14 protein-coding genes are annotated in these 14,627 nt (G+C 67.1%); 12 read left to right on the top strand and 2 right to left on the bottom strand.

What is annotated here, in order from left to right:
- Positions 1-85: 85 nt before the first annotated feature.
- Entirely contained in the window at positions 86-850 is a 765-nt protein-coding gene (map, locus tag ACVCL9_RS08900; RefSeq protein WP_447098382.1) for a type I methionyl aminopeptidase, read from the bottom strand.
- A gap of 315 nt (positions 851-1,165) precedes the next feature.
- Between map and rpsB the strand changes: the two genes are divergently transcribed.
- Together rpsB and tsf are read left to right on the top strand one after the other, a co-directional pair.
- Entirely contained in the window at positions 1,166-2,026 is an 861-nt protein-coding gene (gene rpsB / locus ACVCL9_RS08905; RefSeq protein ID WP_395119728.1) for a 30S ribosomal protein S2, read from the top strand.
- 99 nt (positions 2,027-2,125) lie between these two features.
- Positions 2,126-3,007 (top strand): translation elongation factor Ts, encoded by an 882-nt coding sequence (gene tsf, locus ACVCL9_RS08910; protein WP_447098381.1) that lies wholly within the window; start codon positions 2,126-2,128, stop codon positions 3,005-3,007.
- A 165-nt stretch (positions 3,008-3,172) separates the two neighbouring features.
- On the opposite strand, the gene ACVCL9_RS08915 is transcribed toward tsf, so the two are convergent.
- On the bottom strand, positions 3,173-3,766 hold the full coding sequence (locus tag ACVCL9_RS08915) for a hypothetical protein (protein WP_395119730.1): 594 nt from the start codon (positions 3,764-3,766) through the stop codon (positions 3,173-3,175).
- A gap of 116 nt (positions 3,767-3,882) precedes the next feature.
- Here ACVCL9_RS08915 and pyrH point away from each other — a divergent pair, with 116 nt between their 5' ends.
- From pyrH to lpxA, 10 genes are all read left to right on the top strand, one after another.
- A complete protein-coding gene (pyrH, locus tag ACVCL9_RS08920) occupies positions 3,883-4,599 on the top strand; it encodes a UMP kinase (RefSeq protein WP_395119731.1) in 717 nt (238 codons plus the stop codon).
- 69 nt (positions 4,600-4,668) lie between these two features.
- Entirely contained in the window at positions 4,669-5,226 is a 558-nt protein-coding gene (gene frr / locus ACVCL9_RS08925) for a ribosome recycling factor (protein WP_447098380.1), read from the top strand.
- Between the two features lie 17 nt (positions 5,227-5,243).
- A complete protein-coding gene (uppS, locus tag ACVCL9_RS08930) occupies positions 5,244-5,999 on the top strand; it encodes a polyprenyl diphosphate synthase (protein WP_447098379.1) in 756 nt (251 codons plus the stop codon).
- 156 nt (positions 6,000-6,155) lie between these two features.
- A complete protein-coding gene (locus ACVCL9_RS08935; RefSeq protein ID WP_447098378.1) occupies positions 6,156-6,971 on the top strand; it encodes a phosphatidate cytidylyltransferase in 816 nt (271 codons plus the stop codon).
- Positions 6,972-6,973: 2 nt separating this feature from the next.
- On the top strand, positions 6,974-8,149 hold the full coding sequence (locus tag ACVCL9_RS08940; RefSeq protein ID WP_447098377.1) for a 1-deoxy-D-xylulose-5-phosphate reductoisomerase: 1,176 nt from the start codon (positions 6,974-6,976) through the stop codon (positions 8,147-8,149).
- 36 nt (positions 8,150-8,185) lie between these two features.
- On the top strand, positions 8,186-9,532 hold the full coding sequence (gene rseP / locus ACVCL9_RS08945; RefSeq protein WP_447098376.1) for an RIP metalloprotease RseP: 1,347 nt from the start codon (positions 8,186-8,188) through the stop codon (positions 9,530-9,532).
- 195 nt (positions 9,533-9,727) lie between these two features.
- On the top strand, positions 9,728-12,148 hold the full coding sequence (gene bamA, locus ACVCL9_RS08950) for an outer membrane protein assembly factor BamA (protein WP_447098375.1): 2,421 nt from the start codon (positions 9,728-9,730) through the stop codon (positions 12,146-12,148).
- Between the two features lie 150 nt (positions 12,149-12,298).
- Positions 12,299-13,327, top strand: a complete 1,029-nt coding sequence (gene lpxD, locus ACVCL9_RS08955) for a UDP-3-O-(3-hydroxymyristoyl)glucosamine N-acyltransferase (protein WP_447098374.1) — start codon at positions 12,299-12,301, stop codon at positions 13,325-13,327.
- A complete protein-coding gene (fabZ, locus tag ACVCL9_RS08960; RefSeq protein WP_395119739.1) occupies positions 13,320-13,787 on the top strand; it encodes a 3-hydroxyacyl-ACP dehydratase FabZ in 468 nt (155 codons plus the stop codon). Before lpxD ends, fabZ begins: the two co-directional genes overlap by 8 nt.
- A 2-nt stretch (positions 13,788-13,789) precedes the next feature.
- A complete protein-coding gene (lpxA, locus tag ACVCL9_RS08965) occupies positions 13,790-14,578 on the top strand; it encodes an acyl-ACP--UDP-N-acetylglucosamine O-acyltransferase (RefSeq protein ID WP_447098373.1) in 789 nt (262 codons plus the stop codon).
- The last annotated feature ends 49 nt before the right edge of the window (positions 14,579-14,627 follow it).

Genomic DNA, 14,627 nt, shown 5'->3' on the forward strand with positions numbered 1-14,627 from the left:
GGCAGTCTGCCATGTCTGCATGGCATCCGGCGCCGGCGCCGCGCGCCCAGCTCTCTTTTCTCAATCCTCCCCACTCACTCCTGCTTCACGCATCCGGCCAGGGCGTGAGGATCTCGAAGCCGTCGTCGGTCACCGCCAGGGTGTGTTCCCACTGGGCGGACAGCGAATGGTCCTTGGTCACCACGGTCCAGCCGTCGGGCATCTGGCGCGTCTGCGGCTTGCCGGCGTTGATCATCGGCTCGATGGTGAAGGTCATGCCCTTCTTCAACTCGACGCCGGTGCCGGGCTTGCCGTAATGCAGCACCTGCGGCTCGTCGTGATAGACCTTGCCGATGCCGTGGCCGCAGTACTCCTTGACCACGCTGAAACCGGCCGCCTCGGCATGCTGCTGGATGGCGTGGCCGATATCCCCAAGCGTGGCGCCGGGACGCACCGCCTCGATGCCGCGCATCATCGCCTCGAAAGTCGTATCCACCAGCCGTTTGGCCAGCACCGACGGGGTGCCGGCGACGTACATGCGACTGGTGTCGCCGTGCCAGCCGTCCTTGATCACGGTGACGTCGAGGTTGACGATGTCGCCGTCCTTGAGCACCTTGCCCTCGCTCGGGATGCCGTGGCAGATCACGTGGTTGACCGAGGTGCACAGGGTCTTGGGGAAGCCGTGATAGCCGACGTTGGCGGGAATCGCCTTCTGCACGTTGACGATGTGCTCGTAGGCGCGGCGGTCCAACTCCTCGGTGGTGACGCCGGGCTTGACGTACTCCTTGAGCATGGCCAGCACTTCGGCAGCCAGCTTGCCGGCGACGCGCATGCCTTCAAGGTCTTCGGGAGATTTCAGGGTAATGGCCATGGATTCCACTCATGTGGCGACAGAACTCCTTGAAATCCAGAGACTTGCCGCACCGCCGGCGTACCGGCTACAATTTCGGAGTTTTGCAGGGCTGATGCCTCCCGAGCGGGAGTCGATCCACGCAAAGCGAGCCGGGATTGTAACGCCCAGCGGTACAACACCCAAACCAACGCCACACACGCATCGGCACCGCCTTCGGGGTGCCGCGCCTCGCCCACCGTCAAAATCGGGCCAGTCGCGGTCGAAGCCGGGGATGCGTGGAGGTCCCAACCCCCAGGTTCCTTCTCGAGGGAACCGACAATCGGAGCGACACCCATGGCACAAGTCACCATGCGTCAGATGCTGGAAGCCGGCGTCCATTTCGGTCATCAGACCCGTTACTGGAATCCCAAGATGGCCCCGTACATCTTCGGCGCCCGCGGCAAGATCCACATCATCAATCTCGAAAAGACCCTGCCGCTGTTCACCGACGCGATGAATTTCCTGTCGGGCCTGGCGCAGAAGCGCGGCACCATCCTGTTCGTCGGCACCAAGCGTTCGGCCCGCGAGCCGTTGGCCGAAGAGGCCGCACGCGCCGGCATGCCGTTCGTCACCTCGCGCTGGCTCGGCGGCATGCTGACCAACTTCCGCACCGTGAAGCAGTCCGTTTCGCGCCTGAAGGAACTGGAAGCGGCCGAGACCGATGGCAGCTTCGACAAGCTGGTCAAGCACGAAGTGCTGGCCCGTCGCCGCGAGCGCGACAAGCTGCAGGCCTCGCTGGGCGGCATCAAGGACATGAACCGTCTGCCCGACGCGCTGTTCGTGATCGACATCGGCCACGAAGACATCGCCGTGCAGGAAGCCAAGAAGCTGGGCATCCCGGTAATTGCCGTGGTCGACACCAACTACAACCCGGAGCTGGTCGACTACGCCATCCCGGGCAACGACGACGCGATCCGCGCGATCCAGCTGTATGCCCGCGCCGCCGCCGACTCGATCCTCGAAGGCAAGGCCGCCGCGCCGGCCGCCGCCCAGGGCGACGGCAACGACTTCGTCGAGCTGGACGAGGAAGGCAACCCGGTGGCCAAGGTCGATCGCCCGCGCCGCGAGGCTGCCCCGCGCAAGTCCGCGCCGCGCCGCGACGGCGGTCGCGACGGCGGCCGTGGCCCGCGCAACGAAGGCGCGCCCGCCAAGTAAGCGCCGAGGCGGCGGTCGCCGACCGCCGCCAGGCTGCCGAGATCAACGCGTGACGGCGTTTGCTTGCCGTCGCGCCATCCAAGCATTGGAGAACTACCGATGAGCAATATTTCCGCCCAGATGGTGAAGGAGCTGCGCGAGCGGTCCGGCGCCGGCATGATGGAATGCAAGAAGGCGCTGGTGGAGAACAACGGCGACCTCGACGCCGCCATGGAGTGGCTGCGCAAGTCCGGCCTCGCCAAGGCCGACAAGAAAGCCAGCCGCATCGCCGCCGAAGGCCGCATCGTCACCGACCAGGCCAGCGGCAAGGCCGTACTGGTCGAGATCAACTGCGAAACCGACTTCGTGGGCAAGGACGCGAGCTTCCTGAAGTTCAGCGACACCGTCGCCGAAGTCGCGCTGAAGTCCGGCGCCGCCGATATCGACGCGCTCAAGGCAGCCGCCTATCCCGGCGGCGGCACCGTCGAGGACGCGGCCAAGGCGCTGATCGCCACCATCGGCGAGAAGATCGACGTGCGCCGCATGGCCCGCATCGAGAACGACGGCGTGATCGGCAACTACATCCATGGCGGTCGCATCGGCGTGCTGGTGTCGCTCAAGGGCGGCTCCGAGGAGCTGGCCAAAGGCATCGCCATGCACGTGGCGGCGATGAACCCGGCGCACGTCCGCGCCGAGGACGTGCCGGCCGAGTTCGTCGCCAAGGAGAAGGAAATCGCGCTGAGCCTGATGTCCGAGAAGGACAAGGCCAAGCCGGCCGAGATCCTGGAGAAGATCATCAGCGGCAAGATCCACAAGATCGTTTCCGAAGTCACCCTGCTGGGCCAGCCCTACGTGCTGGACACCAACGTCACGGTCGCCGAGGCGCTGAAGAAGGAAGGCGCCGACGTCATCTCGGTCGTCCGCCTGGCCGTCGGCGAAGGCATCGAGAAGGTGGAAGAGGATTTCGCCGCCGAAGTCATGAAGCAGGCAGGCTTGAGGTAATCCGAAGTACCCGTCATCCCTGACGGCAAAGACCGGCCATCGGGCAACCGCTCCTGCGTTGCCTCACCTCGGGCATCCATGCCCTCGCCATGGCCGGACTTTCAGAAAGAGCGGGTGCTTCGAACCAGGGGCCGCGGGAAACCGCGGCCCTTTTCGTTGTCGCGGTCAATCCCGGTAGGCGCCCAGGTCGCGACGATGGCCGAACTGCGTGACGTAGAACCCCAGCCGCCCGCGAAAGCCTCCCAGCGCCACCTCCACGCGATGGCGCGGATGGGCCTCGTAATAGGCCGAACTGGTGCAAAGGTGGTCGAACAGGAAGCCGGTCATGGGGCCGCCCCTCAACTGGTAGTCGCATTCCCGGCGCCGCCGGCGGTGAACGGTGTGCATCTGCACCGGCGGCAGGAATGCGGCATCGCCCAGCATTCGCGTGACCCCGCCCGCCACCCCATGCGCCAGCGCGCACCAGATGAAGCCTGCAGCCAAGGCAGCGCAGAACGGTGCCGCCAGGAGCATTTTGGCGGTACCGCCCTGATAGGCTTCGTTGCGTCCGGTGAGATTGACCCACGCGAGCCACACCGTGACCGCCACGCCAAGCACCAGCGCCACGTAGAAGCTGGATCGTTCCACCCACGGCTCGGGCAGGAAGTCGATCCAGCCACCGTAGAACGCCAGGGCCATCACGATCAGCGTGCCGTGGATGGCGATGCGTCGCCCGCGCGACGGCGCCGGGACCCCGTAATAAAGCGTGTTCCACCCCACCCGTTCGCTCCTTGAACCGAATCCGTCGCGGCGACTTCAATCGACCGAGGCAAGCTTACCCGAGAGCGGCTCTGCCGCTACAATGTGGCGGTTTGCCCCCACAATCCGGAGAACCCATGAGCACCCAGCCCAAGTACCACCGCATCCTGCTCAAGCTCTCCGGTGAAGCGCTGATGGGCGAGGCCGACTACGGCATTGATCCGAACGTGATCGGCCGGCTCGCCGAGGAGATCATCGAGGTGCGCCGCGCCGGCGTGGAAGTGGGCGTGGTGATCGGCGGCGGCAACATCTTCCGCGGCGCCGGCCTGGCCGCGGCCGGCATGGATCGCGTCACCGGCGACCACATGGGCATGCTCGCCACCGTGATGAACGCGCTGGCGATGGCCGATGCGATCGAGAAGCGTGGCGGCTATGCGCGGGTGATGAGCGCGATCCAGATCCACGACGTGGCCGAGGACTACATCCGCCGCCGCGCGATCCGCCACATCGAGAAGGGCCGCATCGTGCTGTTCGCTGCCGGCACCGGCAATCCGTTCTTCACCACCGACTCGGCCGCGGCGCTGCGCGCCGTGGAAGTCGGCGCCGACCTGCTGCTCAAGGCCACCAAGGTCGACGGCGTCTACAGCGCCGACCCCGCCCGTGACGCGCACGCCATCCGCTACGAGCGGCTGAGCTACGAGGAAGTGATCCAGCGCAACCTGCAAGTGATGGACACCGCCGCGATCGCGCTGTGCCGCGACCACGGCATGCCGCTGCGCATCTACGACATGAGCGTGCCCGGCAGCCTGATGCGCATCATGGGCGGCGAGTCGATCGGCACGCTGGTCGGCTGAGTCGGCCCGCGGGGGCGACGCCCGCCACTGCTATAATCACGCGTTGCCAGATTCACCGGGGTACGACACATGCTCAACGACATCAAGAACGATGCCCAGGCCCGCATGGGCAAGAGCATCGATTCGCTCAAGCACGACCTCACGCGTATCCGCACCGGCCGCGCCAGCACCACGTTGGTCGACCACATCAAGGTCAGCTACTACGGCGCGGAAACGCCGCTGTCGCAGGTCGCGTCCGTGACGCTGGCCGATGCGCGCACCATCCTCATCACGCCGTGGGAAAAAAACATGGTGGCGCCGATCGAGAAGGCCCTGATGGCATCGGACATCGGCATCACGCCGACCACCGCCGGCACCGTGATCCGGCTCAACATGCCCGCGCTCACCGAGGAGCGTCGCAAGGAGCTGGCCAAGCACGTGGGCCATGAGGGCGAGAACGCCAAGATCGCCATCCGCAACGTGCGCCGCGATGCCCTGCAGCAGGTCAAGGACCTGCTCAGGGACAAGCAGATCACGGAGGACGAGGATCGCCGTTTCGACGACGAGATCCAGAAGCTCACCGATCGCGCGGTCAAGGACGTCGATACCGTGGTCAAGGCCAAGGAAGAGGAGCTGATGGCGCTCTGAGCGCCATCGCACCCCGCATGCCGGCCGCCACGGCTGCCCGGGTTCCCCGCCATGTCGCCATCGTGATGGACGGCAACGGGCGCTGGGCCCGTGCCCGGCACCGTCCGCGCAGCTTCGGCCACAACGCCGGGCGCCGCGCGGTGCGCGAGGTGATCGAAGCCTGCCTGCGCGAAGGCGTGCCGGTGCTGACCCTGTTCGCCTTCTCCAGCGAAAACTGGCAGCGCCCGCAGGACGAGGTCAGCGCCCTGATGAACCTGTTCGTGCGCGCGCTGGACAAAGAAGTGGAGGAACTGCACGGCCACGGCGTGCGCCTGCGCTTCATCGGCGACCTGGACAGCTTCGACGAGCCGCTGCGCCAGCGCATGCGCGCGGCGACGGACCGCACCGCCGGCAACGCGGCGCTGCAACTGAATATCGCGGTGAGTTACGGCGGCCGCTGGGACATCGTGCAGGCCTGTCGCCACGCTGCCGCGGCAGTCGCGCATGGCGAGTTGCGCGCCGACGAGATCGACGAATCACGGCTGGGCCAGTGGATGAGCCTGGCCGAGCTGCCGCCGCTGGACCTGTTCATCCGCACCGGCGGCGAACGCCGCATCAGCAACTTCCTGTTGTGGCAGGTCGCCTACGCCGAGCTGTACTTTACCGATACGTTGTGGCCCGATTTCGACCAGGCTTGCCTGCGCGAGGCCATCGCCGACTACGCTTCGCGCGAGCGCCGCTACGGCCGCACCAGCGCGCAGCTGGCCCCTGCCCCCCAGGAGCGTGGGCGATAGAAACCAAGGGGCTATGGCTTCGCGCTTTTGGCCAGCTTTTCCGCTCCTTCTCGTCAGATAGCTACGGCTATCTTCCTCAAACGATCGAAAAACCTGACTCAAAATCGCTTTGCTCGCTCCCTTGGTTTCTACCGCCCACGCTCCTAGAGGATTTCCATGCTGCTTCAGCGCATTCTCACCGCCCTGGTGCTCGCGCCGCTGGCGATCCTGATCGTCCTGCTGCCGCCGACCGGCGTCTTCGGCGCGATCGTGGCCGTGGCTTTCCTGGCGGCATGGGGGGAGTGGGCCCAGCTGAGCGGCCTGCATGGCCGTGCCCGGGTGGCCTTGCTGATCGTGGCCGCCGGCGTGTTCGTGCTGCTCTGGCTGGCGCGCGACAGCGCGTGGCTCGACTGGCTGCTGGTCGCTGGCGTGGCATGGTGGCTGGTGGCCTGCCTGTGGCTGCGCCACTTCGCGTTCGCCGCCGCGCCCACGCGCGACAACACCGCGCTGAAACTGCTGGCCGGCGCATTCGTGATCTTTCCGGCCTGGGTCGCCCTGGTCCGCATCCATGGCCACTCGCCGCACGGCCCGTGGTGGACCTTGCTGGCGCTGATGATCGTGTGGGCCTCGGACATCGGCGCCTACGCCGCCGGCCGCGCCTTCGGCAAGCGCAAGCTGGCGCCGCATATCAGCCCGGGCAAGACCTGGGCCGGCGCCTACGGCGCGCTGGTCGCCGGCGTGCTGCTGGCGCTGGTCGGCGCCTGGCTGCTCGACGTGCGTGATGTGCGGTTGCTGGCGCTGGCGCTGCTGGCGGCGGCCACCGTGTCCATTTCTATCGTCGGCGACCTGTTCGAGAGCCTGCTCAAGCGGCATGCCCAGGTGAAGGATTCGGGCAGCATCTTTCCCGGCCATGGCGGCCTGATGGATCGACTGGACAGCGTGTTCGCGGCACTGCCCATTTTCGCCGCCGGCTTGTGGGTGCTGCAGTTGTGACGATGCGCACGGTCGCTGTCCTTGGTGCCACCGGCTCGATCGGCGGCAGCACGCTGGACGTGATCGCGCGCCATCCGGAGCGGTTCCGCGCCAGCGTGCTCACCGCGAACCACCGCGTCGAGGCGCTGGTCGAACTGTGCGTTCGACACCGGCCGGACCTGGCCATCGTCGCCGATCCCGCGCACGAGGGCGAACTGGCCCGGCGCCTGGCCGACGCCGGGGTGCGCTGCGATGTCGCCAGCGGCCCGGACGCGCTGGTCGCCGCGGCGGCCAGCAACCTGTGCGACACCGTGGTGGCGGCCATTGTCGGCGCCGCCGGGCTGGAGTCGACCCTGGCCGCCGCGCAGGCCGGCAAGCGGCTGCTGCTGGCCAACAAGGAGTCCATCGTGATGGCCGGCCCGCTGCTGCTGCAGGCGGTCGAGCGCGGTGGCGGGGTGCTGGTGCCGGTCGACTCCGAGCACAACGCGTTGTTCCAGTGTCTGCCGGGCGGTCGCCCCGCACTGGCCCGCAGTGGCGTGCGCCGATTGATCCTGACCGCGTCCGGCGGCCCGTTCCGCGGCCGCAGCCGCGCCGAGCTGGCGCATGTCACGCCCGACCAGGCCTGCAAGCATCCCAATTGGGTCATGGGCCGCAAGATCTCGGTCGACTCGGCCACCCTGATGAACAAGGGGCTGGAGGTGATCGAGGCGCATCACCTGTTCGCCGCGCCGGTCGAGGCCATCGAGGTGGTGGTGCATCCGCAGAGTCTGATCCACTCGATGGTCGACTACGTCGACGGCTCCGTGCTGGCGCAACTGGGCAACCCGGACATGCGCACCGCGATCGCCCACGCGCTGGCCTGGCCGGAGCGGGTCGAGTCCGGGGTCACCCCGCTCGACCTCGCCGCCTGCGCGCCGCTGCAGTTCGAGGCGCCGGATCTGGCCACCTTCCGCTGCCTGGCGCTGGCCTTCCAGGCGCTGCGCGCCGGTGGCGACGCCCCGACCGTGCTGAGCGCGGCCAACGAGGTGGCGGTGGAGGCCTTCCTCGCCGGCACGCTGGCGTTCCTGTCGATCGCCGACGTGGTCGAGGCGGTGCTTGCGGAACTGCCGGCGCAGCCGGTGGTCGATATCCCGACCCTGCTCGAGCGCGACCGGGCGGCCCGCGAGGCGGCCCGGCGCGTACTGCGCAGGGCTTGCTGATATTCTTGTCCCGATGACTTTCCGCTGCGGTACTTGATGACTTCCTTTTTCGGCTCGGTGTTCTGGTTGCTGGTCACGCTCGGCGTGCTGGTGACCTTCCATGAGTTCGGCCACTACTGGGTCGCGCGGCGCTGTGGGGTCAAGGTGCTGCGGTTCTCGATCGGCTTCGGCAAGGCGATCTGGAAGCGCATCGGCCGCGACGGCACCGAATACTGGATCGCGGCGATCCCGCTGGGCGGCTACGTGAAGATGCTGGACGCGCGCGAGGGCGAGGTCGACCCGGCCCTGCGCGACCAGGAGTTCACCGGCAAATCGGTGTGGAAACGCATCGCCATCGTGGCGGCCGGGCCGGGCTTCAACGTGATCTTCACCATCGCCGCGCTGTGGCTGATGTTCATGCTCGGCCGGAGCGACTACGCGCCGATCGTCACCTCCACGCCGGACAGCATCGCCGCCGAGGCAGGCATCCAGCCGGGCGACCGCATCCTCAGCGTCAACGGGCGCCAGGTCTCCACCTGGAGCGATTCGATGGACGCGGTGGGCAACGCGCTGCTGGCGCTGACCCCGCTGCCGCTGACGGTGCGCCACGCCGACGGCCAGACCCGCGAACTCGTGCTGCCGCTGGACCGTCTGCCGGCCGGCCAGCCGATCGACCAGTACTTCGGCAAGCTCGGCTTGCGCCTGGCACCGCCGCCGGCGATCGCCGGCACGGTCAAGCCCGGGCAACCGGCGGCCCTGGGCGGCATCCAGGGCGGCGATCGCATCGTCAGCATCAACGGCCAGCCGGTGGGCGATTTCGACAGCCTCGGCAAGCTGGTGCAATCGGCGGCGGCCACATCGCCGCGACTGTCGATCGGCGTGCTGCGCGACGGCCGGCCGCTGACCCTCGCGGTCACCGCGACATGGGAGTCGCTCGGCGACCAGCCGGCGAAGTGGATGCTGGGCGTCGCCCCGCCGCCGCCGGAGCCGGCCACCGTGCAGTATTCGCCGGCGCGCGCACTGGGCGCCGCGTTCACCACCACTTGGCGCAACACCCGGCAGACCTTCGGCATGATCGGGGAGATGCTCAGCGGGCACGCCTCGACCAAGAACATCTCCAGCGTGATCGGCATCGCCCAGTACGCCAATGCGTCGGCGCAGATGGGGCTGGCGTGGTTCCTGCAGTTCCTGGCGATGGTGTCGCTGAGCCTGGCGATCCTGAACCTGCTGCCGATCCCGGTCCTCGATGGCGGGCACCTGCTGTATTATCTGATCGAACTGGTCAAGGGCAGCCCGGTCAGCGAACAGGCCATGATCATCGGCCAGTACATCGGTCTGGTCCTGCTGTTCAGCCTGGTCGGATGGACGCTATTCAACGACATCCAGCGAACCCTGCTGTCGTGATGCGCATTGCCATCGCCCTCGACCACCTGGCGATCCGCCAGACTGCGCCGGTCCTGCTTGCCCGGGCCGACGCGGTCCGCGACAAATCCCGCTGGAATGCAGCGCCCCTTTTCGCGACGGGCTCATCCCCCGCCGCATGCGTTGACGGAGCGGCCGCGCTGGCCGCCCCGTCAAACTAACCCAACGGAACCGACGATGAAGCGTATCGCCGCGCTGATCCTGCTTGCCTCCCTTGCCGCGAACGCGTACGCGTTCGAGCCCTTCGTGATCTCGGACATCCGCATCGACGGCCTCAGCCGCATCGCGGCCGGCACGGTGTACAACTACCTGCCGGTGAACAAGGGCGACCGGCTCACCAACGCCGAGGCGGCGCGCGCCATCCGCGCGCTGTACCAGACCAAGTTCTTCAGCGACGTGGAGCTCGACCGCGACGGCAACATCCTGGTGATCAAGGTGGTCGAGCGGCCGTCCATCGCCAAGCTCAACATCCGCGGCAACCACGACATCAAGACCGACGACCTGAAGAAGGGCCTCAAGCAGACCGGCATCTCCGAAGGCGAGACCTTCGACCGGCTGGCCATCGACGGCGTGCAGCAGGAGCTGATCCGGCAGTACTACAACCGCGGCAAGTACAACGTGTCGGTCGAGCCGCACGTGACCCGGCTCGACCGCAACCGCGTTGCCATCGACATCGAGATCCGTGAGGGCAAGGCAGCCAAGATCCGCGAGATCAACATCCTCGGCAACCACGCCTACACCGACAAGCAGATCCGCGACGATTTCGAGTCCGGCACGCCGAACCTGATGTCGTGGTACTCCAAGAACGACCAGTACTCGCGCGAGAAGCTTTCCGGCGACCTGGAGAAGCTGCAGTCCTACTACATGAACCGCGGTTACGCGGATTTCGGCGTGGATTCGACCCAGGTCAGCATCTCGCCGGACAAGCGCAACATGTACATCGACGCCAGCATCAAGGAAGGCGACATCTACAAGGTCACCGACGTCAAGCTGCTCGGCGACCTGATCCTGCCGGAAAAGACGATGCGCCAGCTGGTGTTCGTCAAGGAAGGCGACATCTTCAACCGCGGCGCGATCGAGAACTCCAGCAAGGCGATCAAGGCGGTGCTGTCCAACATCGGCTATGCCTACGCCAAGGTCACGCCGATCCCGAAGCTGGACAAGGACAAGCACACGGTCGACCTGACCATGTACGTCGAGCCGGGCCAGCGCGTGTACGTGCGCCGCGTGATCTTCTCCGGCAACACCAAGACCGAGGACAACGTGCTGCGTCGCGAGATGCGCCAGCTCGAAGGCTCCATGTACTCGCAGGCCGCGATCGACCGCTCGAAGATCCGCCTGCAGCGGCTGGGCTACTTCAAGAAGGTCGACATCGACAAGAAACTGGTGCCCGGCTCGCAGGACCAGGTCGACGTCAGCGTCAAGGTCGAGGAGCAGGCCGCCGGCAGCATGCAGTTCGGCATCGGCTACTCGCAGTACGCCGGCATCATCCTCAACGCCTCGTTGAGCCAGAACAACCTGTTCGGCAGTGGCGACAGCTTCTCGGTGAGCGGCTCGCGCAGCACCTACCAGACCAGTTTCGGCGCCAACTACTACAACCCGTACCTGACCGACAACGGCATCGGCATCGGCTACAGCGTCAACTATTCCAAGACCGACTACGGCAACACCGACTACGCCAACTACAGCACCAGCGCCAAGGGCTTCTCCACCTACCTGGGCATCCCGATCAGCGAAACCGACGGCGTGCGCTTGGGCCTGGGCATCAGCAGCAACAAGGTCAACCTGTTCCCCGGCTACAGCCCGCGGGACCTGATCGACTACCAGAACCAGCTCGGCAACAAGACGATCCATTCGTGGACCGGCACGCTGGGCTGGAACCACGACACCCGCAACGGCTTCTGGGCGCCCACCCGCGGCGGCCTGCTGCAGGCCCAGGCGGATGTCGCCCTGCCCGGCTCCACCGTGCAGTACTGGAAGCTCACCGCCGAGGCCAACCATTACTGGCCGATCGGCAAGGGCTTCGTGCTCTACCTGGACGGCCAGGTGGGCTACGGCAAGACCTATGGCAAGAACGGCATCAGCGACGACCAGTTCGCCGTGCTCAAGGCCGCCACCGAAGCGCAGCGCGGCGCAGGCTACGTGATGCCCGACCTGCGCCAGGATTTCCCGTTCTTCGCCAACTTCTCTTCCGGCGGCGTGCGCGACGTACGCGGCTTCCAGGACAACACCCTGGGCCCGCGCGTGTGCATCGACGGCAGCTCGCCGGACGCGCGCGGCAACTGCCTGGGCGCCTACTGGGCGCAACCGATCGGCGGCTCGTTCAAGGTGCTGGGCACCGCCGAGCTGTACCTGCCGCTGCCGTTCCTGAAGGACATCAACACCGCGCGCGTGTCGCTGTTCACCGACGTCGGCAACGTCTACCGGGATTACCAGAGCTTCGACGCCAGCACGCTGCGCGCCTCGGCCGGCGTATCGCTGCACTGGCAGGCGCCGATCGGCCCGCTGATCATCAGCCTCGCCGTGCCGTTCCGCTCGCAGCCGTCGGACGGTCATTACGAGGAGCGCATCCAGTTCACCTTCGGCAGCCAGTTCTGACCATCGGCCGGTGCGGGCGCCGCCACGTGCGGAGCTGCCGGCGTCTCGAAGGAAAACGCGGCGATGCCGCGTTTTCTTTTTCGTCGTCCGGGCACACCTGCGTCGTGCGGCGCCACGCCCTACAATGACGCGCACCGTCCGGAGCCACGCATGAACGCCATCCACTACTCGGCAGCCGAACTGGCCGCGCGCTTCGGCCTCGACGTCCGCGGCGACGGCACGCGGATGGTGAGCGGCGTGGGCACGCTCGGTGGCGCCGGCGCCAGCGAGTTGAGCTTTCTTTCCAACAGCAAATACACCGCGCAGCTGCTGTCCACCCGCGCGGGCGTGGTGGTGCTGCGCGAGGAGAACCTCGCCGATTGCCCGGCCACCGCGCTGATCGCCAGGGACCCCTACGTCGCCTACGCGCGCATCGCCGCGCTGTTCGAGCGCCTGCCCGCCGCACCGGCTGGCGTGCATCCCAGTGCCGTGGTCGCCGCTTCCGCGCGCGTCAGCGCCGGCGCCAGCATCGGCCCGTGTTGCGTGATCGAGGCCGATGCAGTGGTCGAGGACGGCGCCGTGCTGGGGCCACACTGCATCATCGGCGAGGGCTGCACGGTGGGGGCGCAATCGCGGCTGGTGGCCCGGGTCACCCTGGTCACGCGCGTCATCCTGGGTCGCCGCGTGCTGGTGCATCCCGGCGCGGTGATCGGTTCGGACGGCTTCGGCCTGGCCTTCGACACCGACCACTGGATCAAGCTGCCCCAGTTGGGTGGGGTACGCATCGGCGATGACTGCGAGATCGGCGCCAACACCACGATTGACCGCGGCACGCTGGACGACACCGTGCTGGAAGAAGACGTGCGGCTGGACAACCAGATCCAGATCGCCCACAACGTGCACGTGGGCGCGCACACCGCAATGGCCGGATGCGCCGCCGTGGCCGGCAGCGCCAGGATCGGCCGCTACTGCCAGATCGGCGGCAATGCGGGCGTGCTCGGCCATCTCGAGCTGGCCGACCGGGTTACCATTACCGCCAAGAGCCTGGTCACCCATTCGATACGCGAACCGGGCGAGTACTCCTCCGGCGTGCCGCTGCAGGAAAATCGCCTGTGGCGCAGGAATGCGGCGCGATTCAAGCATCTGGACGAATACGCGCGCCGTCTGGCGGCACTGGAAAAGGACAAGAGCGATGACTGAGGAAAATTTCGAGATCACCCTGCCGGTGCAGGTGGAGCAGATCCAGCGCCTGCTGCCGCACCGCTACCCGTTCCTGCTGGTCGACCGGGTGATCGAGGTCGTGCCGGACGTCAGCGCAGTCGCGCTGAAGAACGTCACCATCAATGAACCGTTCTTCGATGGCCATTTCCCGGGCCATCCGGTGATGCCGGGCGTGCTGATCATTGAGGCGATGGCGCAGGCCGCCGGCCTGCTGACGCAGATCAGCCGCCGCATGAAGGGCGACGCGGGCAGCCCGTTGTTCTATCTGGTCAAGGTCGACAATGCGCGCTTCAGCGCTCCGGTGGTGCCGGGCGACCAGTTGCGCCTGGAAGTGAACCTGAAACGCCTGGTCCGCGGCATGGGCCTGTTCGCCGCGCGCACCACGGTCGACGGCAAGGAAGTGGCAAGCTGCGAACTGATGTGCGCCGCGAGGTCATGAACATGAGTGACAGCACCGCGATCCACCCCACTGCGCAGGTCGACCCGGCTGCCGTGATCGGCGCCGGCGTGCGCATCGGCGCCTATAGCGTCATCGGCGCGCAGGTGGAGATCGGCGACCGCACGGTGATCGGCCCGCACGTGGTGATCGAAGGCCCCACCCGGCTCGGGTGCGACAACCGCGTCGCCCAGTTCGCCTCGCTGGGCGGCGATCCGCAGGACAAGAAATTCGCCGGCGAGCGCACCGAACTGGTCATCGGCGACCGCAACCTGATCCGCGAATTCACCACCATCAACCGCGGCACCGGCGACGGCGGCGGCGTCACGCGCCTCGGCGACGACAACTGGGTGCTTGCCTACGTGCACATCGCGCACGACTGCCAGGTCGGCAATCACGTGGTGTTCTCCAACTATTCCGCCCTGGCCGGGCACGTGGTGATCGGTGACTGGACGATCCTCTCCGGCTATTCGGGCGTGCACCAGTTCTGCAAGGTCGGCGCGCACGCCTTCATCGGCATGGGCTGCCTGGTCGGCCACGACGTGCCGCCGTTCGTGATGATGGCCAACGAGCAGCAGGGCCGCCCGCGCGGCATCAACAGCGAAGGCCTCAAACGCCGGGGCTTCGATGCCACCCGCATCGCCGCGATCAAGCGCGCCTACCGCACCCTCTACATGGCCGGCCTCTCGCTGCCCGAAGCCCGCGAGAAACTCGCCGAGCAGGCGCGCGAAAGCGCCGACGTCATGGCAATGCTGGAGTTCCTCGACCACAGCGAGCGGTCGTTGGCGCGATAAGCGCGTCGCGCTTATCGCAAAATCAAGCACGCGCTCTGGCTCTCGCTTC

This window comes from Rhodanobacter sp. UC4438_H5, from assembly GCF_052978405.1.